The organism is Paramagnetospirillum sp., from assembly GCF_058402745.1.
Genome location: NZ_JBZVFI010000018.1, coordinates 698,962 through 719,624, shown reverse-complemented (window position 1 = coordinate 719,624; position 20,663 = coordinate 698,962). Strand labels below are relative to the sequence as shown.

At 67.6% G+C, this 20,663-nt stretch carries 19 protein-coding genes and 1 other RNA gene; 9 read left to right on the top strand and 11 right to left on the bottom strand.

Going from position 1 to position 20,663, the window contains the following annotated elements; all coding sequences use genetic code 11:
• Nucleotides 1–64: 64 nt before the first annotated feature.
• Nucleotides 65–700 (bottom strand): S24 family peptidase, encoded by a 636-nt coding sequence (locus ACV4UZ_RS19465; protein WP_491602429.1) that lies wholly within the window; start codon nucleotides 698–700, stop codon nucleotides 65–67.
• Nucleotides 701–818: 118 nt separating this feature from the next.
• Here ACV4UZ_RS19465 and ACV4UZ_RS19460 point away from each other — a divergent pair, with 118 nt between their 5' ends.
• Genes ACV4UZ_RS19460 through ACV4UZ_RS19435 form a run of 6 tightly spaced genes read left to right on the top strand, consistent with a single transcriptional unit; the run spans nucleotide 819 to nucleotide 4,562 of the window.
• On the top strand, nucleotides 819–1,175 hold the full coding sequence (locus ACV4UZ_RS19460) for a hypothetical protein (RefSeq protein WP_491602428.1): 357 nt from the start codon (nucleotides 819–821) through the stop codon (nucleotides 1,173–1,175).
• Nucleotides 1,172–1,678, top strand: coding sequence for a hypothetical protein (locus ACV4UZ_RS19455; protein ID WP_491602427.1), 507 nt, complete (start codon nucleotides 1,172–1,174; stop codon nucleotides 1,676–1,678). The genes ACV4UZ_RS19460 and ACV4UZ_RS19455 overlap by 4 nt, the downstream gene beginning before the upstream one ends.
• Before the next feature lie 21 nt (nucleotides 1,679–1,699).
• Nucleotides 1,700–1,909, top strand: coding sequence for a hypothetical protein (locus ACV4UZ_RS19450; RefSeq protein WP_491602426.1), 210 nt, complete (start codon nucleotides 1,700–1,702; stop codon nucleotides 1,907–1,909).
• A gap of 2 nt (nucleotides 1,910–1,911) precedes the next feature.
• Nucleotides 1,912–3,546: a portal protein gene (locus tag ACV4UZ_RS19445; protein WP_491602425.1), complete on the top strand. Its 1,635-nt coding sequence runs from the start codon at nucleotides 1,912–1,914 to the stop codon at nucleotides 3,544–3,546.
• Complete coding sequence (locus ACV4UZ_RS19440; protein WP_491602424.1) at nucleotides 3,533–3,799, top strand: Bbp19 family protein; 267 nt, start codon at nucleotides 3,533–3,535, stop codon at nucleotides 3,797–3,799. The genes ACV4UZ_RS19445 and ACV4UZ_RS19440 overlap by 14 nt, the downstream gene beginning before the upstream one ends.
• A gap of 25 nt (nucleotides 3,800–3,824) precedes the next feature.
• Nucleotides 3,825–4,562 (top strand): capsid assembly protein, encoded by a 738-nt coding sequence (locus ACV4UZ_RS19435; RefSeq protein ID WP_491602423.1) that lies wholly within the window; start codon nucleotides 3,825–3,827, stop codon nucleotides 4,560–4,562.
• 107 nt (nucleotides 4,563–4,669) lie between these two features.
• On the opposite strand, the gene ACV4UZ_RS19430 is transcribed toward ACV4UZ_RS19435, so the two are convergent.
• Together ACV4UZ_RS19430 and ACV4UZ_RS19425 are read right to left on the bottom strand one after the other, a co-directional pair.
• Nucleotides 4,670–5,428, bottom strand: coding sequence for an oxygen-binding di-iron domain-containing protein (locus ACV4UZ_RS19430; RefSeq protein ID WP_491602422.1), 759 nt, complete (start codon nucleotides 5,426–5,428; stop codon nucleotides 4,670–4,672).
• 18 nt (nucleotides 5,429–5,446) lie between these two features.
• The gene (locus ACV4UZ_RS19425; protein WP_491602421.1) at nucleotides 5,447–6,178 is read right to left on the bottom strand and encodes a methyl-accepting chemotaxis protein; all 732 of its coding nucleotides are present in this window, start codon (nucleotides 6,176–6,178) and stop codon (nucleotides 5,447–5,449) included.
• Between the two features lie 187 nt (nucleotides 6,179–6,365).
• On the opposite strand from ACV4UZ_RS19425, the gene ACV4UZ_RS19420 reads away from it, so the two are divergent.
• Nucleotides 6,366–6,797: a hypothetical protein gene (locus ACV4UZ_RS19420; RefSeq protein WP_491602420.1), complete on the top strand. Its 432-nt coding sequence runs from the start codon at nucleotides 6,366–6,368 to the stop codon at nucleotides 6,795–6,797.
• A gap of 57 nt (nucleotides 6,798–6,854) precedes the next feature.
• Here the strand turns inward: ACV4UZ_RS19420 and scpA are convergent, their stop codons facing one another.
• From scpA to ACV4UZ_RS19400, 4 genes are all read right to left on the bottom strand, one after another.
• The gene (scpA, locus tag ACV4UZ_RS19415; RefSeq protein WP_491602419.1) at nucleotides 6,855–9,005 is read right to left on the bottom strand and encodes a methylmalonyl-CoA mutase; all 2,151 of its coding nucleotides are present in this window, start codon (nucleotides 9,003–9,005) and stop codon (nucleotides 6,855–6,857) included.
• 137 nt (nucleotides 9,006–9,142) lie between these two features.
• Nucleotides 9,143–9,802, bottom strand: a complete 660-nt coding sequence (gene can, locus ACV4UZ_RS19410) for a carbonate dehydratase (RefSeq protein ID WP_491602418.1) — start codon at nucleotides 9,800–9,802, stop codon at nucleotides 9,143–9,145.
• Nucleotides 9,799–11,790, bottom strand: a complete 1,992-nt coding sequence (locus ACV4UZ_RS19405) for an acetyl-CoA carboxylase biotin carboxylase subunit (protein ID WP_491602417.1) — start codon at nucleotides 11,788–11,790, stop codon at nucleotides 9,799–9,801. The genes can and ACV4UZ_RS19405 overlap by 4 nt, the downstream gene beginning before the upstream one ends.
• A gap of 181 nt (nucleotides 11,791–11,971) precedes the next feature.
• A complete protein-coding gene (locus tag ACV4UZ_RS19400; protein ID WP_491602416.1) occupies nucleotides 11,972–13,510 on the bottom strand; it encodes an acyl-CoA carboxylase subunit beta in 1,539 nt (512 codons plus the stop codon).
• 167 nt (nucleotides 13,511–13,677) lie between these two features.
• Here ACV4UZ_RS19400 and ACV4UZ_RS19395 point away from each other — a divergent pair, with 167 nt between their 5' ends.
• Nucleotides 13,678–15,108 (top strand): helix-turn-helix domain-containing protein, encoded by a 1,431-nt coding sequence (locus ACV4UZ_RS19395; protein WP_491602415.1) that lies wholly within the window; start codon nucleotides 13,678–13,680, stop codon nucleotides 15,106–15,108.
• 543 nt (nucleotides 15,109–15,651) lie between these two features.
• On the opposite strand, the gene ACV4UZ_RS19390 is transcribed toward ACV4UZ_RS19395, so the two are convergent.
• The gene (locus ACV4UZ_RS19390; RefSeq protein ID WP_491602414.1) at nucleotides 15,652–18,078 is read right to left on the bottom strand and encodes a helicase-related protein; all 2,427 of its coding nucleotides are present in this window, start codon (nucleotides 18,076–18,078) and stop codon (nucleotides 15,652–15,654) included.
• A gap of 49 nt (nucleotides 18,079–18,127) precedes the next feature.
• On the opposite strand from ACV4UZ_RS19390, the gene ffs reads away from it, so the two are divergent.
• An RNA gene (gene ffs / locus ACV4UZ_RS19385) (signal recognition particle sRNA small type) lies at nucleotides 18,128–18,226 on the top strand.
• Nucleotides 18,227–18,353: 127 nt separating this feature from the next.
• On the opposite strand, the gene ACV4UZ_RS19380 is transcribed toward ffs, so the two are convergent.
• The 3 genes from ACV4UZ_RS19380 to ACV4UZ_RS19370 all read right to left on the bottom strand — a co-directional run bounded on the left by ACV4UZ_RS19380 (nucleotide 18,354) and on the right by ACV4UZ_RS19370 (nucleotide 20,598).
• Nucleotides 18,354–18,710 (bottom strand): MarR family transcriptional regulator, encoded by a 357-nt coding sequence (locus ACV4UZ_RS19380; RefSeq protein ID WP_491602413.1) that lies wholly within the window; start codon nucleotides 18,708–18,710, stop codon nucleotides 18,354–18,356.
• 194 nt (nucleotides 18,711–18,904) lie between these two features.
• Nucleotides 18,905–19,609, bottom strand: coding sequence for a nucleotidyltransferase family protein (locus ACV4UZ_RS19375; RefSeq protein WP_491602412.1), 705 nt, complete (start codon nucleotides 19,607–19,609; stop codon nucleotides 18,905–18,907).
• The gene (locus tag ACV4UZ_RS19370) at nucleotides 19,606–20,598 is read right to left on the bottom strand and encodes an aminoglycoside phosphotransferase family protein (RefSeq protein ID WP_491602411.1); all 993 of its coding nucleotides are present in this window, start codon (nucleotides 20,596–20,598) and stop codon (nucleotides 19,606–19,608) included. Before ACV4UZ_RS19370 ends, ACV4UZ_RS19375 begins: the two co-directional genes overlap by 4 nt.
• Nucleotides 20,599–20,663 lie beyond the last annotated feature (65 nt).

Below are 20,663 nucleotides of genomic sequence, written 5' to 3'. Positions count from 1 at the left end.
CGGGCATCGCGGTCTCCTCGGGCGAGGCGGCCATGAGATCACAATAGGAACAAATTCGCAAGAACTACTGGCTGGACCACAGGATGCGGGCGATCCACGCCACCTCCTCGGTGGCCAGCGAACGCCCGGGATGGTCGGGATTGATGGAGGCCAGCTCGATGCGCCGGGCGGTCTGGCGGACCAGCTGCTTGACCATCACCTCGCCCTCGGTGGTGCGCACCACCACGCGGTCGCCGCGCCGCACCCCGGCGGCGGGCGAGACGATCACCACGTCGCCGTCGCGGTATAGCGGCTCCATGGATTCGCCGCTGACCTCCAGGGCGTAGGCGTGCGGATCGCCGATCTCGGGAAACGGAATTTCATCCCAGCCGCCACCCACCGGATAGCCCGCATCGTCGAAAAACCCCCGGTCTCCCGCCTGGGCGAAGCCGACCAGGGGGATGGTGCTGGCGGGATGCTGCGGCTGGGTGGCGCCTTCGATATAGGCGACGAAGGCGGTCATGCTGGCGTTGGTGGCCTCCAGCACCTTGGCGACGCTTTCCGTCGAGGGCCAGCGGGGCTTACCCTCGCGGGTGATGCGCTTGCTCTTGTTGAAGGTGGTGGGGTCCAGCCCGGCTTTACGGGCAAGCGCCGACGCCGTCAGCCCGTGGTCACGGGCAAGCGCGTCAATGGCGGCCCAGATGTCGGCGTGCTTCAGCATGGGAAGATGGTCCCGCAAATCGCCCTCCGGTGCCACAGGAACATAAACCTTTTCATTGACTCTCTTCCGGAGTATCGGCATCAATTCTCGGCATACGATCCTATTTTCGGGGAAAATCATGGCTGCGGACCGGAACATAAGCAGAACAGTTGATGAGCGCGACGAGGAGCCCTTCGCCACGCCGGAGGATGCCTGGATCTGGTATTCCCACTGCCAGCGGGCCCGCGATGACGGCGCCCGCTTCCGCGAAGGGCTGGGAGCCGTCGCCCGCCCCTGCGCCCCCGACGACATCGCCCGCGAGGTCAGGCGGCTGGTGCAGCGCCGCGTTCTCGGCCGCGCCCATTTGCGGGTGCTGGCCCTGTTCGCGGGGGAAGGCGGGGTGGCGGTGGGCGATGGCGGCGGCGCCGACCGGCTTTGGCGCGAGGCCCTGGACCGGCTGGAAGGCCCGCTGCGGGCCAAGGGCATCGTCCAATGACCGCGACGCCCCCGGCGACCCGCGCCCTGGTGGTGTTCTCGGGCAAGGCCGATCTGGGCTGGCTGCGGCTGCTGCGCCCCGGCTTCAGGCACTGCTTCGTCCTGCTGGACCTGGGCGGCACCTGGGTCTGCGTCAATCCCCTGGCCCATCGCACCTCGGTGGAGGTGTGGTCCCTGGATCCCGCCACCGATCTGGCAAGCTGGCTGCGGTCCCAGGACGGGCTGAGGGTGGTGGAGACCGAGGTGCGCCACCCGCCGCGCCGCCCCAGTCCCATCGGTATTTTTTCCTGTGTCGAGGCGGTGAAGCGGATCCTCGGCGTGCAACGGCGGTGGGTGCTGACTCCGGGGCAGCTGTACGACTTCCTCACGGAAAAAGGAAAAAACTCCTTGACTGCACCGCCTGATCGGCATATCGTCCGCAAATCAACACCCGAACCATGCCCGGACCGCCGCTCCCTTCAAGGAGAACGGACGCGCTCGGTCACGGTTTGGAACAAAACATGATCAAATCGAAGGAGACATGCCATGGGTGGATTTTTCGCGCCCGACCCGCCGCCCCCGCCCCCGCCGGTGGTGTTGCCCCCGCCCCCCGATCCGGAAGCGGCGGCGGCGGAAGAGCGGGTCAACGCCATCAACCGCAACCGGCGCGGCCTGCTGGGAACCATCGCCACGTCGGAGACCGGGCTGCTGCAGCCCGGAGGCAGCCGGGCGGGCAAAAGCCTGCTGGGAGACTGACCATGGACGGTACGGAAACGGGCCGCCGCAAGGCCGCCGAGGAACGGGCCGCCCTGGGCGAGGTCCTGCTGGGCACCGGGGGCGACGACCCGTCGGCGCTGCTCCGGCGCTACCGCAGGGCCAAGGAGCGGCGCGGCACCTGGGAATCCCACTGGCAGGAATGTTACGACTACGCCCTGCCGCTCCGCGACGGCATGTTCCACGCCGGCGTGCCGGGCGAGCGCAAGGCCGACCGTCTGTTCGACGGCACCGCCCCCGATTGCGTCGACCAGCTGGCCGCCAGCCTGCTGTCGGAACTGACGCCGCCCTGGGCCCAGTGGTTCGGACTGGCGGCCGGCGACCAGTTGCCCGCCGCCGAGCGCGACGAGCTGGCGCCGATGCTGGAGCGCATCGCTGCGGTGATGCAGTCCCATTTCGACCGCTCCAACTTCGCCATCGAGATGCACCAGTGCTACCTGGACGCGGTCACCGGCGGCACCGCCTCGCTGCTGTTCGAGGAGGCGCCGCCCGGCGAGCCGTCGGCCTTCCGCTTCACCTCGGTCCCGTTGGGCCAGGTGGTGCTGGAGGAAGGGCCCTTGGGCCGCCTGGACGTCACCTTCCGCCGCAGCGAGGTGTCGGTGGCGGCGCTCAGGGCCCGCTTTCCCCGCGCCGTCCTGCCCGAGGAGGTGCTGAAGGCGGCGGCCGACGATCCCGAGCTGCGTCTCGGCCTGGTCGAGGCGGTGGTCCCGGCGCGCGGCGGCTATTCCTACGCCGCCGTGCTCGACGACGAATCCTCGGACCTGGTCCTCGGGCAGGGACAGTTTTCCAGCTCGCCCTTCCTCAATTTCCGCTGGCTGAAGGCGCCGGGCGAGGTCTACGGCCGCTCGCCGGTGATGAAGGCCCTGCCCGACATCAAGACCGCCAACAAGGTGGTGGAGCTGGTGCTGAAGAACGCCACCATCGCCGTCACCGGCATCTGGCAGGCCGATGACGACGGGGTGCTCAACCCCGCCAACATCAAGCTGGTGCCCGGCACCATCATTCCCAAGGCGGTGGGCTCGGCCGGACTGCAGCCGCTGACCGCCCCGGGGCGATTCGACACCTCGCAGCTGGTGCTCGACGACCTCCGGGCGCGCATCCGCCACGCCCTGCTGGGCGACAAGCTCAGCCAGCCCGCCGCTCCGGCGCTCACCGCCACCGAGGTATTGCAGCGCTCCGACGACATGGCGCGGCTGCTGGGGGCCACCTATGGCCGCCTGCAGAGCGAACTGCTGACCCCCCTGGTCATGCGCGCCATCCACATCCTGCGCCGCCGGGGCGAGATTCCCGCCCTGGCGTTGGATGGGCGGACCATCGATCTGCAGTACCGCTCGCCCCTGGCCCAGAACCAGGGCCGCCGCGATGCCCGCAACGTGCTGTCCTGGCTGGGCGCCCTGGCCAGCCTGGGGCCGGCGGCGGCGGGGACCGTGGATGGCGAGGCGGCGGCACGCTGGCTGGCCAGGGCCTTCAACGTACCGTCGGAACTGGTGCGGCCCGGGGCGGTTCCGTCCCCGGAGACGGCGCCTCCCCCCGATTCCCAGGGTCTGGCCCAGGTGATCCGCGACCTGGACGCGCCGGCGGTTCTCCAGGTCGAGGGAGGCGCCCATGCCCCGGGCTGAATCCGGCTGGGCCTGGCTGGAAAGCCCGGCCGGGCGCCATGACGATCCGGCCATGGAGGTCCTGGCCCGCCAGGCCGCCCGGTTGCTCGCCACCCCCGACGGCGAGGCCGTCCTCGACCACCTGAAGGCCATGACCATCGACCGCTGCCTCGGACCCGAGGCCGGCGACGCCGCGCTGCGCCACCTGGAAGGCCAGCGCCATCTGGTCCTGCACGTCCTGGCCCTGGCCGCTCGCGGCCGGGCCGAGGCGTAGGACATCCCCTCTCAAGGAGACCATCATGATCACCCAGTCCGTCCTTTCCCCCGATACCGCCGACACCGGCGCCGAGGGCGCCCGCCCCGAAGCGATCCCCGCCAAGTTCTGGGACGCCGCCACCGGCCAGGTGAGGGTCGAGGCCCTGCTGCGGGCCTATCGCGACCTGGAGCGCCGCGCCTCGTCCATGGTGCGGGTGCCCGGCCCCCAGGCCGCCGAAGACGAGATCGCCGCCTTCCGCCGGGCGCTCGGCATTCCCGACAGCCACGAGAGCTACAGCATCAACAGCCGGCATCCGTCCCTGGCCAGCGCGCCGGCGGTGAACCAGCGCCTGCATCAGGCCGGCTTCACCCAGGCCCAGGCCCAGATGGTCTACGACCTGGCCCATGAATGCCTGCTGCCGCTGATCGAGCACCTGACCCAGTGCCACGACGAGGAAAACCAGATCGAGCACCTGAAGCGCCACTTCGGCGGCGAGACCCAGTGGAAGGAAAACGCCCGCCAGATCAAGGCCTGGGGCAAGGCCAACCTGCCCAAGGCGGCCTACGACGCCCTGGCCGCCACCGCCGACGGGGTCAAGACCATGCATCGCCTGATGCAGTCCGAGGAGCCCGCCCTGGGTACCGCCCCGCCCCCCGGCGAGGACGGCCACACCGAGGAGCAGCTGAAGAAGATGATCAACGACCCCCGCTACTGGAAGACCCGCGACCCGGCCTTCATCGCCAGGGTCACCGACGGCTTCCGCAAGCTCTACGGGGAATAAAGCGTCCCTACCGTCGTCCCGGCCGAAGAGCCGGGACCCGGGAGCCGCTTCCCTGGATCCCGGATAGCGCGATGCGCTTCCGGGATGACGGCTTTTCCGTCGGGAGGCTACCGGTTCATGGCCGCCACGCCCGACCCGATTTCCAGGCCGGCGAACCAGTCGATGAAGCGCTTGACGTCGTCGCCCTTGAACACCAGCCCGTGCTGGGGGGCCAGGAAGTCGATGTCCAGCTTGGAGACCTGGGCGCACCAGGCGTCACGGGCGCGGGTCGAGGCCAGCCAGCGGCGGTGGAAGCCTTCCATGTACGGAACATGGGAGGCGAAGTCGGTCACGAACACCGAGCCGGTGGCCTTTTCCTTGGGCACCAGGGCGGCGCCCACGTCGCCGGAGAACAGCACCCTGGCCCTGGGGTCGTAGACGTTGAAATTGCCCGACGAGTGCAGGTAGTGGGCCGGCACGAAGCGCAGGCGGACATCGTGGGACAGCGAAATCTCCATGCCCTCGTCGGGAATGGTGGTGAAGGTGGCCTCGCGGTCGAAATGGGCGGTGAAGCTGGACCACAGCCAGGACAGGTAGACCTTGATGTCCGGCTCGCACACCCGGCGCCACAGCGGCAGGGACGAGCCGATGTCGGGGTCCTGGTGCGACAGGAACAGCGCCTTGATGGACGATACCGGAATCTCGCGGGTCAGCGCCGCCAGCATGGCCGGAAACACCTCCATGCCGCCGGGATCCAGCAGGATGGCGGACTCGCCCGAGCGGACGAGGTACTGGTTGGTGTCGACCACGTTGTCGGGCTTGTCCGGGTCCTGGCCGAACATCTGCCAGCAATGATCGTCCTGGCGGAAGAGGGTGACGCACTTCATGGGCGAAATCCTGACACGCTATGAGTTGCGATGGAGATCGTCGAGGGCGTCCAGGCCGATGCGCCTGAGCGCCTCGCCCTTCTCGGAGGCGCGGCGCACCGCGTCCGAAGCCTCGTCGATCATCTGGCGCAGATCGTCCACATAGGTCCGCATGGTATCGGACACCGTGCGGAATTCCTTTTCATGCACACCGGCGGCGGCGGCCTCGATGGCGATGTTGGTGGCGATGGAATCCGACTGGCTGACCACTTCCTCCACCGCGTGGGTGCGGCGCGACAGGTCGGTGACCGCGTCGGCCATGCCGTCCAGGGTATCGACCAGCAGGGTCATCAGGTCGGCGAAGGCCCGCTTGCCGCTGCCGCAACGCCGCGCGCCGTCCGGCTCCGACTCGATCATCTGGCAGGCCCGCTCGAACAGGTTCAGCTGCATCAGACAGCGCAGGATGGTGGAGGAGAACGCGAAGGTGCGGCTTCGCAGGGCATGCATCTCGCCCTGAATCTGCGCCAGCCGGTTGACCAGTTCGCGGGTGTACTGGGTGAGCGCCCGGACCGCCTTGCCCTTGTCGCCCGCCCGGCCGGCGGCCAGTTCGGCGTTCAGCGACAGGATGCGGAGATTCTCGGCCAGCTCGTCCAGATCGCCGAAGGCATGGAAGGCGCGGCGGCAATCTCCCAGCAACCCGTTGGCCCGGGCCTCGATCCGATCGGTGCGCTGGGTTCGTGTCCGTGTGCTGGTCAAGGAAGATTGAGTCATGCCCCGCCTATCCGCCAAAGCCCTCTTTTTTTCCCGATGATAATCGGTTTTAGGCCGGTCGGAAGGGGGAAACTTATCAAGCCTCGACAATACAGGTCAGGGCCATCCAGGAGCTGCCCTGCCCCCGCCGCAATTCATCCCCGGGTTACTCGGCGCAGCCGGAACCCCCTACTTCAAGGAGATCGTCATGTCTGGATTTGAAACCATGATTCCCATGGCCATCGGCGCCGTGTCCACGGTGGCCGGGGCGGCCGCCAAGTCGTCGGCGGCGGACAAGGCCGCCAGCGCCCAGGCCGAGGCCCAGGCCCGGCAGAACCAGATGATCCTGCAACGCCAGGCCGCCGAGGAGCAGCAGCAGCGCGACCTGCTGGCCAAGGCGTCCGCGACCCAGAGGGCCAGGATGGGGGCCGCGGGCATGGGCGGCGTGGGCGGCTCCGCCTCGGCCATCCTGGCCGGAATGAGCCAGGAGACCGCCGAGAGCATCGCCGATTCGCGGCAATCGGCGCTGTTGAAGCTGCGCGGCTCGTCCTCGGCCACCGGCGGCAACCTGCTGGACGCGGCGACGGCGGGAGCCTCGGGCCTGTCGGTGTTCCGGAGCTTCTATGAGGCCATGGACTGAACGGAAACGGGCGGGACGTCGCCGCCCCGCCCGTTCATCGCGCCTTGGAACGGAAAATCAGGCGGCCTTGCCGCGCTTCTTCAGCAATTCCAGAATCTCGGCGGCGGCCTTGGGGATGTTGGTGCCCGGACCGTACACCGCCGCCACGCCGGCCTTGTACAGGAAGTCGTAATCCTGATTGGGGATGACGCCGCCGGTCACCACCAGGATGTCGCCGGCACCCTGGGCCTTCAGCTCGCCGATCAGGGCGGGGACCAGGGTCTTGTGGCCGGCGGCGAGCGAGGAGGCGGCGACGATGTGCACGTCGTTTTCCACGGCCTGCCGGGCGGCCTCTTCCGGGGTCTGGAACAGCGGCCCGATATCCACGTCGAAGCCCAGGTCGGCGAAGGCGGTGGCGATCACCTTGGCGCCACGGTCGTGGCCGTCCTGGCCCATCTTGCACACCAGCATGCGGGGGCGGCGGCCTTCGGTCTTGGCGAAGGCCTCGATGTCGGCCTTGAGCCTGGCGAAGCCCTCGTCATCCTTGTAGACGCCGCCATAGACGCCCGAGATGGTGCGGTTGACGGCGCGGTGACGGGTGAAGGACTTCTCCAGGGCGTCGGAAATCTCGCCCACCGTGGCCCGCGCCCGGGTGGCCTCGACCGCCAGGGCCAGCAGGTTGCCCTCGCCGGTTTCGCCCGCCTTGGCCAGGGCGGCCAGGGCAGCCTCGACCTTGGCCGGGTCGCGGGTCGCCTTGATCTGCTTCAATCGGGCGATCTGGGCTTCGCGCACCTTGGCGTTGTCCACGTCGAGAATCTCGATGGGGGTCTCTTCCGCCGGCTGGTACTTGTTGACGCCGACCACCACTTCCTCGCCCCGGTCGATGCGGGCCTGACGCCGGGCGGCGGCCTCCTCGATCTTCATCTTGGGCATGCCGGATTCCACGGCCTTGGTCATGCCGCCCAGCTCTTCCACTTCCTGGATCAGCTTCCAGGCTTCCTCGGCCAGGGCGTTGGTCAGGCTTTCCACGTAATAGGAGCCGGCCAGGGGGTCGACCACATGGGGAATGCCGGTCTCTTCCTGGATGATCAGCTGGGTATTGCGGGCGATGCGGGCCGAGAACGGGGTCGGCAGGGCGATGGCCTCGTCGAGCGCGTTGGTGTGCAGCGACTGGGTGCCGCCCAGCACCGCCGCCATGGCCTCGATGGTGGTGCGGATGACGTTGTTGTAGGCGTCCTTTTCCGTCAGCGACACGCCCGAGGTCTGGCAATGGGTGCGCAGCGCCATGGACGACGGCTTCTGGGGATCGAACTGCTTGATCATGCGCGCCCACAGCAGGCGGCCGGCGCGCATCTTGGCGATCTCCATGAAGAAGTTCATGCCGATGGCCCAGAAGAACGACAGCCGACCGGCGAAATCGTCGATCTTGAGGCCCCGGCCCAAGGCGGCGCGGACGTATTCCAGGCCATCGGCCAGGGTGAAGGCCAGCTCCTGCACCGCCGTGGCGCCGGCTTCCTGCATGTGGTAGCCGGAGATGGAGATGGAGTTGAACTTGGGCATGTTCTTCGAGGTGTACTCGATGATGTCCGCGATGATCCGCATGCTGGGCGCCGGCGGATAGATGTAGGTGTTGCGGACCATGAACTCCTTCAGGATGTCGTTCTGAATGGTGCCCGACAGCTGGTCCTGGGAGACGCCCTGCTCCTCGGCGGCGACGATGTAGCCGGCCAGCACGGGGAGAACGGCACCGTTCATGGTCATGGAGACGCTCATCTTGTCCAGCGGAATGCCGTCGAACAGGATCTTCATGTCCTCGACGGAATCGATGGCCACACCCGCCTTGCCCACGTCGCCCACCACGCGGGGGTGATCGGAATCATAACCGCGATGGGTGGCGAGATCGAAGGCCACCGAGATGCCCTGCTGGCCGGCGGCCAGATTCTTGCGGTAGAAGGCGTTGGATTCCTCGGCGGTGGAGAAGCCGGCGTACTGGCGCACCGTCCACGGCTTGGCGGCGTACATGGTGGCGCGGGGGCCCCGCGTGAAGGGCGGGAAGCCGGGCAGCGACCCCAGATGCTCGAGGCCTTCCAGGTCGGCATTGGTGTAGAGCGGCTTGACCTTGATGCCTTCCGGAGTCTCCCAGTCCAGGGTGGAGGGCGAGGCGCCCTTGAGGTCCTTGGACGCCAGGGCTTCCCAATCGGCAACACTCTTCTTCGGGAACTCGGTCATGGTCCCTCTCCCTTCTCTCTAAATCGGCGAGCCGTAAGCTGGCTCGCCTCATTGCCCTCAATCGCCGGGCGCTTCGCTTGGCTCTCGCGCCATAAGGCGCGGCGGGCCTTGCCCTTGCCGTCCCTGACGGGACGGGATTAAAACGCCGCGCCACGCATCAGGTAGGAGGCGCCGAACTCGTCCAACGACTTCAATCCCGCCACGATGGGGCCCAGGGGCCGCACCATGCCGTCGGTCAGGCCGTAGATCCAGGAATGCACTTCCAGCTGCTGGCCGCGGCTCCAGGCATCCTGGATGACCGGCGAGCGGCACAGGTTGCGGACCTGCTGCATGACGTTCAACTCGCACAAACGGTCCACCCGGGCGGCCTCGTTGGGCAGCATGTCCAGTTCGTGCCGGTGGCACTCGCAGATGTCGCGCACCGGACGGATCCAGAATTCGGTGACGCCGAGGCGGGAATCCTGGAGCGCCGCCCGCACGCCGCCGCAGCCGTAATGACCGCAGACGATGATGTGCTCCACCTTGAGGACGTCGATGGCGTATTGCAGCACCGACAGGCAGTTCATGTCGGCGGGATGCACCAGATTGGCCACGTTGCGGTGGACGAAAACCTCGCCGGGTTCCAGGCCGACGATCTCGTTGGCCGGAACCCGGGAATCGGCGCAGCCGATCCAAAGATATCCCGGGGTCTGCTGCTGTGCCAGATGGGCGAAGAAACCGGGCTTGGTGCGCTCGGTCTCCTCGGCCCAGGCCTTGTTGTTGGCCAGCAGGCGATCGATGCCCGGGACCTTGCTCATGAGGCGAACTCGATGATCTTCTGGTCCACCGCCAGCGAGTCGCCCGCCGCCGCGTGGATCTTGGCCACCTTGGCGTCGCGTTCGGCCTTGAGGATGTTCTCCATCTTCATGGCCTCGACCACCGCCAGGGCTTCGCCGGCCTTGACCTCCTGGCCGTCCTCGACCAGCAGCTTGACCAGCAGGCCGGGCATGGGCGAGAGCAGGTACTTGCTCATGTCCGGCGGCGCCTTGAACGGCATCAGCCTGTTCATCTTGGCGGCATGCGGGGTCAGCACCAGCACGTCGGCGCGCGAGCCGGCATGGGCCAGGCGCAGGCCCGATCCGGCCCGCTCGATCTGCACCGCCACCGGGCGGCCGTCGATCACGGCGCGGAACAGGGGCTCGCCGATCTGCCAGTCGGTCTTGACGTCCACCGTCTCGCCGCCGATGGCCACGGCATAGCCGTTCTCGGCGGGACGCACGGTGATGTCGTGGTACTGGCCGCTCATCACCACCACCCACTCGTCGCCCGCCTTCATCTCGTGGCCGGGGAACTGGCCGGAGATGCGGATGTCGCGCTCGGCGATGCGGCGGTTGGCGCTGGCCGCCACGGCGATCAGCACGGTCGGATCATCGGCCGGCAGGTCGTTGGCATGGAAGCCGTTGGCGTATTCCTCGGCGATGAAGTTGGTGGTCAGCTGGCCCTTGACGAAGCGCTCCTTGGAGAACAGCGAGGCCAGGAAGGGGATGTTGTGGGACAGGCCGCGGATGTAGTACTCGTCCAGCGCCTGACGCATGTGGGCGATGGCCGCGTCGCGGGTCGGGCCGTAGGTGATCAGCTTGGCGATCATGGGATCGTAGAACATGCTGATCTCGCCGCCCTCGTAGACGCCGGTGTCGACGCGCACATGGGCGCTTTCCGCCGGCGGCTGGTAGCGGGTGAGACGGCCGGTGGACGGCAGGAAGTTGCGGAAGGGGTCCTCGGCGTAGACCCGGGCCTCCATGGACCAGCCGTTCAGCTTGACGTCGTCCTGGGTGATGGAGAGCTTCTCGCCGGCGGCGACGCGGATCATCTGTTCCACCAGGTCGAGACCGGTGATCATCTCGGTGACCGGATGCTCCACCTGCAGGCGGGTGTTCATTTCCAGGAAGTAGAACTCGCCGGTGGCGCCGCCGACGATGAACTCCACCGTGCCCGCCGACTTGTAGTTGACGATGCGGGCCAGCGCGCAGGCCTGCTCGCCCATGGCCTTGCGGGTCTCGGGGGTGAGGAAGGGCGACGGAGCCTCCTCGATCACCTTCTGGTGGCGGCGCTGGATCGAGCATTCACGCTCGCCCAGGTACAGCACCGTGCCCTGGCCGTCGGCCAGGACCTGGATCTCGATGTGGCGGGGTTGCTCGATGAACTTTTCCACGAAGACGCGGTCGTCGCCGAAGGACGACTTGGCCTCGTTGGTGGCCGAGATGAAGCCCTCGTGGGCCTCGGCATCGTTCCAGGCCAGGCGCATGCCCTTGCCGCCGCCGCCGGCCGAAGCCTTCAGCATGACGGGATAGCCGATTTCCTTGGCGATCTTCACCGCCTCGTCGGCGTCCTTGATCACGCCCAGGAAGCCGGGAACGGTGTTGACGCCGGCCTCGCGGGCCAGCTTCTTGGACTCGATCTTGTCGCCCATGGCGAAGATGGCGTGGGCGTCGGGGCCGATGAAGGCGATGCCCGCCTTGCCCAGGGCCTCCTGGAACTCCCGCTTCTCGGACAGGAAGCCGTAGCCGGGATGGACGGCCTGGGCGCCGGTCTTCTTGCAGGCCTCGACGATCTTGTCGATCACCAGATAGGACTGGGCCGAGGCCGCCGGGCCGATATGCACGGCCTCGTCGGCCATGGAGACGTGAAGGGCGTCCTTGTCGGCGTCGGAATACACCGCCACCGTCTTGATGCCCATCTTGCGCGCGGTCTTGATGACGCGGCAGGCGATTTCGCCACGGTTGGCGATCAGAATCTTGGAGAACATTGGCTTCTTCCCCTCGTGGCCCGCGCTCTGGGCGGGCTGACCGTTTCATTCACCACGAAGACACGAAGGCGCGAAGGGTAAGGAAGAGAGTTTTATCCCGCGCCCCGGGGCGCGATCGAACTTTCCTTTTTCCTTCGGTCCTCCTTCGTGTCTTCGTGCCTTCGTGGTTAACCCGATTCGCTTACAGCGGAATGTTGCCGTGCTTGCGCCACGGATTCTTGACGTCCTTGTCCTTCAGCATGGCCAGGGAGCGGCAGATGCGCTTCCTGGTGTTGCGGGGCATGATGACGTCGTCGATGAAGCCGCGATGGCCGGCGATGAAGGGATTGGCGAACTTCTGGCGGTATTCCTCGGTGCGCGCCGCGATCTTCTCGGCGTCGCCGATATCGCCGCGGAAGATGATCTCCACCGCGCCCTTGGGGCCCATCACCGCGATCTCGGCGGTGGGCCAGGCGAAGTTGACGTCGCCGCGCAGATGCTTGGAGCTCATCACGTCATAGGCGCCGCCATAGGCCTTGCGGGTGATGACGGTGATCTTGGGCACCGTGCACTCGGCATAGGCGTAAAGCAGCTTGGCGCCGTGCTTGATGATGCCGCCGTATTCCTGGGAGGTGCCGGGCAGGAAGCCGGGCACGTCCACGAAGGTGACGATGGGAATGTTGAAGGCGTCGCAGAAGCGCACGAAGCGGGCGCCCTTGATGGAGGACGAGATGTCCAGGCAGCCGGCCAGAACCATGGGCTGGTTGGCGACGATGCCCACCGTGCGGCCCTCCATGCGGGCGAAGCCGACGATGATGTTGCCGGCATAGCCGGGCTGCACCTCGAAGAAGTCGCCCTCGTCCACGACCTTGAGGATCAGCTCCTTCATGTCGTAGGGCTTGTTGGGATTGTCGGGGATCAGGGTGTCCAGCGAGGTCTCGACGCGGTCGGGGCCGTCACTGGTGGGACGAACCGGCGGCTTCTCGCGGTTGGAGCTGGGCAGGAAATCCATGAAGCGGCGCAGCTGCAGCAGCGCCTCGACGTCGTTCTCGAAGGCCAGATCGGCGACGCCCGACTTGGTGGAATGGGTCACCGCGCCGCCCAGTTCCTCGGCGGTCACCGTCTCGTGGGTGACGGTCTTGACCACGTCCGGGCCGGTCACGAACATGTACGAGCTGTCCTTGACCATGAAGATGTAGTCGGTCATGGCCGGGCTGTACACCGCGCCGCCGGCGCACGGGCCCATGATCATGGAGATCTGCGGCACCACGCCCGACGCCATGACGTTCCTCTGGAACACCTCGGCATAGCCGGCCAGCGAGGCGACGCCTTCCTGGATGCGCGCGCCGCCGGAATCGTTCAGCCCGATCACCGGGGCGCCGACCTGGACCGCCTTGTCCATGATCTTGCAGATCTTCTCGGCGTGGGCCTCGGACAGCGAGCCGCCGAACACGGTGAAGTCCTGGGAGAACACGAAGACCAGACGGCCGTTGATGGTGCCGTAGCCGGTGACCACGCCGTCGCCGGGGATCATGTTGTCTTCGGAATCCATGCCGAAATCGGTGCAGCGATGCTCCTTGAACATGTCCCATTCCTCGAAGGAATCGGGGTCGAGGAGAAGCTCGATACGCTCACGCGCGGTGAGCTTGCCGCGCTTGTGCTGAGCGGCGATGCGCTTCTCGCCGCCGCCCATACGGGCGCCTTCCCTCTTTTCCTCGAGCTGCTTGATGATTTCTTGCATGGACGCGGGCCTCCGGCGGGCAGAGTGACATTGGCGTCGGTCTTATTCGCAAAGCCCCATGGCTGCAACAGGAGTCGCGGGGAAAAGGGCGGTGTTGCGAAGCCCTTCGCAACCTTGCCCTGCGAAGTTGCTAAGGTTGCGAAGATCGATGGGGGCGGCTATAACCTATGGTCATGAACAAGAAACTGTTCCTCGGCTACAAGCTCCGCCGCCTGCGCGAGCACAAGAAGCTGTCCCAGGCGGCGCTCGCCGCGCTGCTGGAGGTGTCGCCCAGCTATCTCAATCAGATCGAGAACAACCAGCGTCCGCTGACGGTGCCGGTGCTGCTGCGCATCGCCAAGGTCTTGGACGTGGATCTCGCCACCCTGGTTGAGGACGAGGAATCCCGGCTGGTCGCCGACCTGCGCGAGGCGCTGAACGATCCCGTCTTCGGCTCGGGCTCCATCGGCCTGTCGGAACTGAGGAACGCGGCCTCGGCCTCGCCGGAACTGGCGAAACGGGTGCTGACCCTGTACCAGACCTTCCGCCAGCTGGACGAGCGCATGCAGTCGCTGACCGAGAACCTGTCCTCGGCCACGGGGGAAGAGAGGGGCGGCCACGCCCACTTTCCCTACGAGGAGGTCCGCGACTTCTTCTACTACTGCAACAACTACTTCGGCACCCTGGACGAGGCCGCCGAGGCGCTGGTCGAGGCCGAAGGGTTCCGCCTGGGCCAGATGCACAACGATCTGGTGGCCTATCTGGAAAACCGCCACGGCGTGCGGGTGCGCATCGTCGCCGAGGACGACACGGCGGGCATGCGCACCTTCGAGCCCGGGGCGGGCTCGCTGTCGCTGTCGGCGCTCCTGTCGGTGCCCAGCCGCACCTTCCAGCTGGCCCATCAGGTGGCGCTGCTGGCCTATCACGAGCTGATCGAGGAGGTGGTGGCGGGCGCCAAGCTGTCGTCGGACGACGCGCGCTCCATCTGTCGCGTCGGGCTGGCCAATTACTTCGCCGGCGCCCTGGTGATGCCCTACATGGCCTTCGCCAATCAGGCCAAGCTGCTGCGCCACGACATCGAGCAGCTGCAAAGCCGCTTCGGCGCCAGCTTCGAGCAGGTGGCCCACCGCCTGTCCACCCTGCAGCGGCCCGGCGCGCGGGGCGTGCCGTTCTATTTCGTGCGGGTCGACATGGCCGGCAACATCACCAAGCGCCATTCGGCGACCCGCTTTCACTTCACCCGCTTCGGCGGCGCCTGCCCCCTGTGGAACGTGCACGAGGCCTTCGCCCGGCCGGGCAAGATCCTGGTGCAGCTGGCCCGCATGCCCGATTCCATCTCCTATATCTGCGTGGCCCGCACGGTGTCCAAGCGTGGCGGATCGTACCTGCGCCCCGACCGCCATTTCGCCGTGGGCCTGGGCTGCGAGACGGCCTACGCCGCCGACGTGGTCTATTCCGCCGGTCTCGACCTCGCCTCCGAGCAGGCCGCCGTGCCCATCGGCGTCAATTGCCGCATCTGCGAGCGCGACGATTGCCGCCAGCGCGCCTTCCCCCCCATCGGCAGCCATATCAGCGTTGACGAGAACAACCGGTCGTTCGTGCCGTATCTGTTCGCGTGATTCGGGAGCTTGCGGGGCTTCCGCCCCGGCTCCGACCGGGAGGCTGAAGCCTCCCGAACCCTCCATCGTTTCATTCCCCATTATCTCGTCACCCCCGGGCTTGACCCACTGCCGTCCGGCTTAATTGCCTGGGTGCTGGCGGACGGGTTTTTCACCACCAAGACACCAAGAGGACATTCCAGGTGCGTCGTGCCCGGACTTGTTCCGGGCATCCACGCCCATCCGCCGGGACTATTGCTTCATGAGGCATTCCAGCGGATCCGCGTGGATGGCCGGGACGATGCCCGGCCATGACGGTGAGGTTGGGCGGGGCGATCCGCTCTGTCCTCTTGGTGTCTTGGTGGTTGAAGAGGCTTTTCCGTATCCCCATTCCGGTGGAGCCATCTCAAACCAAGCCTGGGCAAGGCAAGAGACCAGTGCTGGCCGAAGTAAACCGGACACCCCCGGGCTTGACCCGGGGGTCTACGTCGTTGGACCGTTCCGACGGCGGAGGGGGCAACGTGGATGCCCGGATCAAGTCCGGGCATGACGACAGGAGGAACGTCAGCGCGGCTGCTTCAACACCGCGAAGGGCGAATCCGAAGGCTTTTCCGGCCGGACCTTGCGCCGGGGCTTCCGGCCCGTCCTGAACCCTTCCGCCGCCCGGACATAGCCCAGGGCGCCCAGCACGCTTTCCGTGGCCTCGATACCCAGGCCCAGCGCCGAATGCATCTCGTGGCTGGGCTGGAACACACCGGAATGGGCCGCCGCGCGGGCCAGGGCGGCGAAACGTTCCAGCACGTCGCGGCGCACCGCCACCTTGCCCATCACGCCATAGCCCACCGCCTCGTAGAAGGCTGCCGGCACGCCGTCGGCCATCATCACCGCCGGGCGGGGGCCGGGAACCTCCGGCGCGGCGACCCCGGTGTGGACGCTCCACAGCAGGGCGCGCAAGGCTTGCGCCTTGGGCTTCAGCAGGGCTGGAATATAGAGTCCGTGCCGCCCGACCCGGACGTCCAGGCGGGCCAGCGCCAGGGAATCGTCCCTGGACAGCGAGCGGACCAGGGATTCGTCGGCGGGCATGGAGCCCAGCCCCTCGGCCAGCTGGTGGGCCAGTCCCCGCGCCGCCCCCGTCAGCTTCGCCTCGCCCAGGCGGAACAGCGGGGGCAGGCGGGCGGCCAGCCGGGACCCGACCGTCTCGCCCAGTTTCTTGCGCAGGCGCTCGCGCCCCTTGGGCGGCAACAGGTCGCCCTGCGGCGCCTCCACCTGGGGGTGGAGAACGTCGGCGCCGGGGCCGAGGCGGGCCAGAACCTCGCCGCGCCACGAAAGGCCGTCCGGCCCCAGGTCGAAGGCTTCGACCGGATCGGCCAGGGCCGCCGCCAGGCGGCGCTCCACCTCCGGTCCCAGAGCCCGCATGGCGACGGCCAGCATGGTGCGGGCGGCGGCATTGGTCTCGGCCTTGTCGGCCTCGAAGCGGAAGCCCTCGAGGTGGCCCACATACTCGCCCTCCACCCGCACCGCGCCATCGGAGGCGATCTCGGCATCCAGGACGCTGTCGTCGCGCATGCGCCGCACCAGCACGGCGGTGCGCTTGTCGACGAAGCGGTTGGTGAGCCGCTGGTGCAGGGCGTCGGACAGGCGGTCCTCCACGCCCCGGGTCACCTCCTGCCAGTGGGCGGAATCGGCCACCCAGTCGGCCCGATGCGACACATAGGTCCAGGTGCGGATATTGGCGATTCTCTGGACGATGGCGTCCAGCTCGCCGTCGGTGCGGTCGATGCGCCTGATGTTCTCGGCCAGCCAGTCGGTGGGCAGCCTTCCCCTGGGCGCGGCCAGATGGCGGAACAGGCGGCCCAGCAGGCGGGTATGGGATTCGTCCATCACCTTGCGGAAATCGGGGACGCGGCAGACCTCCCACAGCAGCCTGACCCGCTCGGGATGATTGGCGAGCTTGACGATCTCCTCGTCCTGGGCCAGGGCCGCCAACGCCAGCTGGTCGTCGGCGTCGCGGGCGCGCAGCAGGCCGGGCCTGTCGGGCGGACGATCCAGGCTGGCCAGCAGCGCGGGGACCGAGGCGAAGCGCAGGTCGGAATTGCGCCAGAACAGCGTCTTCAAGGGATCGAAGCGGTGGGTCTCCACCTGCTCGGCCACCTCGGGGGCGATGGTCCCGGCGTCCAGCGTGGTGCCGAAGGTGCCGTCGTTCATGTGCCGCCCGGCGCGCCCGGCGATCTGGGCGATCTCGGTGGGTTCCAGCGGGCGCGGCGCGCGGCCGTCGAACTTGCGCAGGGCGGCGAAGGCCACATGGTCCACGTCCATGTTGAGCCCCATGCCGATGGCGTCGGTGGCGACGATGTAATCCACCTCGCCCGCCTGGTACATGCCCACCTGGGCATTGCGGGTGCGGGGGCTGAGCGCGCCCAGCACCACCGCCGCGCCGCCCCGGCTTCGCCGCACGAACTCGGCCATGGAATAGACCTCGGCGGCCGAGAACGCCACCAGCACCGAACGGGGCGGCAGGCGGCCCAGCTTCTTCGCCCCCACATGGGTCAGCTGGGAAAAGCGCGGCCGGCTCATGAACTCGACGCCCGGCACCAGCTTGCGGATCAGCGGCTTGATGGTCTCGGCCCCCAGGAACAGCGTCTCGGCGTCGCCCCTGGCATGCAGCAGGCGGTCGGTGAAGATGTGGCCGCGCTCGGGATCGGCGCACAGCTGGATCTCGTCCACCGCGAGGAACGCCACCCTTCGGTCCAGCGGCATGGATTCCACCGTGCAGACCAGCCAGCGCGGGTGCGGCGGAACGATCTTCTCCTCACCGGTGATCAGCGCCACCTGCGACGCGCCCTTCAGCCGGACGATGCGGTCGTAGTTCTCGCGGGCCAGCAGCCGCAGCGGAAAGCCGATCATGCCGCTGGCATGGGCCAGCATGCGCTCCATGGCGAAGTGGGTCTTGCCGGTATTGGTGGGGCCGAGTACGGCGAGGATGCGGGTCATGACGCGAATCGGTCTTGCAATGGGCTGCCGGTTGCTCTAATGGTCCGCCCGGGAGATCGGCATGGACGGACCCGTCGCCAACCCGGTCAGGTCCGGAAGGAAGCAGCCGTAACGATTTCCGGTCCGGGTCGTGTCCGGTCTCCCACCCTTCCCAGACAATATGAACTGTCATCCTGAGCGAAAGTGAAGGATCTTTCCGGCACGGCTGGTGGGTGAAAGATTCCTCGGCTTTGCCTCGGAATGACAAGTTTGGGCCTCGGAATGACGGCGGAGCCTCAGCCCGCCTCGGCGGCGTCCGAGCCGGCGGTGACGATGATGTCGCCGAATTCGCGCAGGAACACCGAGCCCTTGACCGTGCGCTGGATCAGCACCGAGCGGCGGTCCTGGTCGTCCACCTTGCGCTTGACCAGGCCGAACTCGGTCAAGCGGTCGAGAGCGCGGGTGATGGCCGGCTTGGAGATGTTGAGCGTCATCGCCAGTCCGCGCACCGTGTGGGGCGGGGGCGTGAGATAGACGGTGAGCAGCAGCGCCATCTGGCGGGCCGACAGATCGGGCGCGTCACGCCGGACGCTTTCGACGATGGCTCCGCGCCAGAGGTCGAGAGCTTGCACCGGTTTCAGGGTAACGCCCATCAATCCACTCGTTCGTTGCGACGACGAAATCTTTTAGCCGAGGCGAGGCCGGGGAGCAATGGGCCAAATGGCTCCCAACCGAATTGTCATACCGGGAGATTCTGAATTGTCATCCCGACGACCAGCGGGAGGAGGGATCTCGTCCTGGAACGGCTTTTCAGAATCGGCACCGCCGGTCCAGGCTGAGATGGGGATCAGGCCGACAGCAGCCGCTCCACCTCGGGCAGCGCCTCGGGGGTTCCCACGTGGTACCACTTGCCGTCGTGGACCAGCCCGAACAGGCGCCTGGCCGCCGCCGCCCGGTCGTAGAGGACGTTGAGCGAGAACTTGCCCTCCGGCGCGCCCTCGAACAGGCGGTGGTGCAGCACCTGCACGCCGGAGAACAGGTAGGGCGCCGAGGGGGCCTCGCCCCGGCGGTGGGGCACGTCGGCGGCGTCGAGCGAGAAATCGCCCTTGCCCTCGTAGCCCACGGCCGTCTCGACCTTTTGCAGCAGCAGCAGGGCGTCCATGCGGTCCGGGTCCCACATGCGGGCGAGGCGGGCCAGCGCCGGCACGTCGCCGTCGGTCCAGATGATGTCGCTGTTGACCACGAAGAACGAGGAATGGCCGAGATGGGGCAAGGCCTTGGCCACGCCGCCGCCGGTCTCCAGCAGCTCCGGCTCGTGGGAGATGGTGATCTCGCTCCGCCCGGCCAGATGCTCCACCACCTTGTCGGCCAGCCAATGGGTGTTGACCACGATGTCGTCGATGCCGGCCCGCTCCACGTGGTCCAGCGCCCGGTCCAGCATGGTGCGCCCCGCCACCTTGACCAGGGGCTTGGGCGTGGCGAGCGTGATGGGCCGCATGCGCAGGCCGAGACCGGCCGCCAGGACCATGGCGTGGGTGATGTGGGCACTCATGGACTGGGCACTCCCCGCGTCTCCTTGGGGATGTGGCGGTCGATCCAGGTCTTCAGCTCGGCCAGCACCGGATGCCGGCACGCATTTTCCAGCAGGCGCCAGACGCGGGGGATGTGGACCAGATAGGAGGGCTTGCCGTCGCGCCGGCACAGCCGGGTGAAGATGCCGATCACCTTGGCGTGGCGCTGCGCGGCCATCACCGCCCAGGAGGCCTCGAACACGGCGCGGTCGAGGTCGGGGAAGCGCTTGAGGAAGCGGCCCTTCATCAGCTCGATCAGCACCGGGTCGATGTCCCGGCGGGCATCCTCCAACAGGCTCATCAGGTCATAGGTCAGGGGACCGATCACCGCGTCCTGGAAATCCAGCAACCCGCAGGCGGCCAGGCCGGGGCGGTCCAGCAGCATCAGGTTGTCCACGTGGAAATCGCGCAGCACCAGGGTGTCGGGCACCATGCGGGCGATGGGGAACAGCCGCCGCCAGATCTCCACGTAGTCGGCCCGCGCCTGCGCGTCGGTATCCTTGCCGGCCATGGCGGGCATGTACCAGTCGGTGAGCAGGCAGGCCTCGGTCAGCAGGCGCTCGTCGTCATAGGGCGGCGTGCCGGCCAGCGCGGATTCGGGCCGCGCCGCGATCTCGGCCAGCACGTCGGTGGCAAGGCGATAGAGCGCCGCCTCGTCGTGCTCGGCGTCCAGCAGGCGGGTATAGGTGGCGTCGCCCAGGTCTTCCAGCAGCAACAGGCCGTTCTCCTCGTCCACCGCCAGCAGGTCGGGGGCGGAGAGACCCAGTTCCTTCAGGTGCCGCGCGATACGCACGAAGGGCCGCACGTCCTCCTTGGGCGGCGGGGCGTCCATCAGCACGGCGGGACGGCCGTCCAGCAAGAGGCGGTCGTAGTGGCGGAAGCTGGCGTCGCCGGCCAGCCTTCCGCGCCTGGCCGCCCCCCAGCCGGCCTTGGTCAGGAAGTCTCGAATAAGATTTTCGCGCTCACTCATTCCATTCATCCTAGAAACACCGCCCTGTCATCCTGAGCGTAAGCGAAGGATCTTTCAGGCATCGG